Annotated in this window: 2 protein-coding genes; one reads left to right on the top strand and one right to left on the bottom strand. The window is 73.3% G+C overall.

The features are described 5' to 3' along the window. On the bottom strand, positions 1-659 hold a 659-nt coding region (locus H5J29_RS30055), incomplete at its 3' end, for a TIGR03619 family F420-dependent LLM class oxidoreductase (RefSeq protein WP_181784338.1). Between the two features lie 329 nt (positions 660-988). Between H5J29_RS30055 and H5J29_RS30050 the strand changes: the two genes are divergently transcribed. Then, the coding region (locus tag H5J29_RS30050) for a bifunctional 3-(3-hydroxy-phenyl)propionate/3-hydroxycinnamic acid hydroxylase (RefSeq protein WP_220188112.1) at positions 989-2167 on the top strand (1179 nt) is incomplete at its 3' end.

Below are 2167 nucleotides of genomic sequence, written 5' to 3'. Positions count from 1 at the left end.
TCCTCGATCGACGCGATCGCCGAGGTCCGCAGGGTCGCGGTGGACCGGTCCGCGGTGAGCATCGGGGACCATCCGTCGCCGTAGCGCACCACCCGACGGCGGGTGAGCGCGCTGTTGCCGCCGAGCCAGATCGGCAGCCGGGCCTGCACCGGGCGCGGCCGCAGGACCTGGTCGACGGCGAGGAACCGGCCGCCCTCGGCGTGGTAGGGCTCGCCGCTCCACGCCGCCCGGACCACCTCGACCGCTTCGTCGAACAAGGCGTTGCGCTCCGCGAAGTCGCTGCCCACGGCGGCGAACTCGGAGCGCAGGTAGCCCGTCCCCGCGGCGACGACGAGCCGTCCCCCACTCAGCACGTCCACGGTGGACAGAGTCTTCGCCAGCATCGGGGGGTTGTGGTACGGCAGCACGAGCAGGTGCGGCATGAGCTGCAGCCGGGTGGTCACGGCCGCGCAGAAGGCGAGCGCGGCGAGTGGGTCGAAGGTGTCGTGGCCGCCGTTCTCCCGCCACTTGCGCGAGGGTGCGGGGTGCTCGCTGAAGCCGATCGCCGTGAAGCCCGCGGCCTCGGCCGTCCGAGCGAGGTCGGTGAGGACCTCGGGCCGGAGGAAGTCCGCGGAGTAGTCGCCGCCGCGTTCGATCGGGTACTCCACGGTGAACTTCACGCAGGCTCCTCGGAGGACGGGGGAACGGTCGAGGGGCGGCGACGCACGGGGACACCGGGGTCCGCACTCGTGAGAACGACGTTCCGCCCGAGGTGGACGCTAGTTCGCGGACCGGTCGCGGGTCAACGGTCCCGGGCCCGGAACCGATGTCAGAGCGACTGTGAATCTGACGATCTGTGTATTACGCTTCGACCTGCGGGTGGCCACGCCCTCGCGACCTCGCTCGCGTCCCGGCGACCTTGTCGGACGGCCCGTGGCGCCCGAGGTCGCCGGGGGAATCCGAGCCGGCGGTTCGCCGCATCTGACACTGATGTCGACCTGGGGGCACCGTGGTGGAGATCGAGACCGACGTCGCCGTCGTCGGAGCCGGGCCGTGTGGCACGACCCTGGCCACCCTGCTGGGCCGAGCCGGGGTCCGCACGGTCGTGCTCGACCGCGAGCCCGCGGTCACGCCCTACCCGCGGGCCGTCGCGATCGACGACGAGTCGCTGCGGACCCTGCAGACCGCGGGGGTCCTCGCGGACGTCCTGCCCGACCTGATCCGCAACGTGCCGATCCGCTACCACTCGTCGACCGGGCGGGTGCTCGCGCACGTGGGGCCCAGCGGCAGGCCCTACGGCCACCCGCGCCGGAACCTGTTCCTGCAGCCGCTCCTGGAACGGACGCTGCGGGCGGGGCTGGACCGGTTCCCGCACGTCACCCTGCACACCGGAACCGAGGTGACCGACGTCGACGCAGGAGCGGACGGCGTCAGGCTGGAGGCGAAGTCGGGGGAGGGCCTGGTCGAGGTCCGGGCCCGCTACGCCGTCGGGGCCGACGGCGGCCGCAGCCTCGTGCGACAGGCGCTCGGCATCGCGCTGGAGGGCAGCACCGCGCCGTCGCGGTGGCTGGTGGTGGACGTCGCGGGCGACACCCTCGACGCCCCGTACTCGGCCGTCCACTGCGATCCCGACCGCCCGACCATGACGATCCCGCTGCCGTACGCCCACCGCCGCTTCGAGTTCAAGCTGCTGCCCGGCGAGGAGGACGAGCAGGCGGCGAGCGAGGGGTTCGTCGCCGGGCTGTTGCGCCGCTTCTACCCGGACGCGCTGCCGGAGGTGCAGGGACGCCGCGTGTACTGGCACCACTCCCGGATCGCCGCCACGTTCGGCGCGGGTCCGGTGTTCCTCGCAGGCGACGCCGCGCACCTGCAGCCGCCGTTCTTCGGCCAGGGCATGAACTCCGGCATCCGGGACGCGACCAACCTGGCGTGGAAGCTCGCCGCGGTGACCGCGGGCCGGGCCGGGCCCGCGTTGCTCGACACCTACGACGCCGAACGCCGGGGCCACGCCACCGCGATGGTCTCCTTCGCGACGCGGGTCGGGGCGATGTACCAGCCGCGCAGCCGCCGCACCGAGATCGTGCGGGACGGGTTCTTCCGTGCGGTGCAACGGATCCCGGGCGCGCGGGACTACATCCTGCAGATGCGGTACAAGCCGGCGCCGCGCTACGGCGCGGGCGCGGTGGTG

This window comes from Pseudonocardia pini, assembly GCF_013870575.1.
Taxonomy (GTDB): Bacteria; Actinomycetota; Actinomycetes; order Mycobacteriales; family Pseudonocardiaceae; genus Pseudonocardia; species Pseudonocardia pini.
This window is presented reverse-complemented; position numbering and strand designations above follow the sequence as displayed.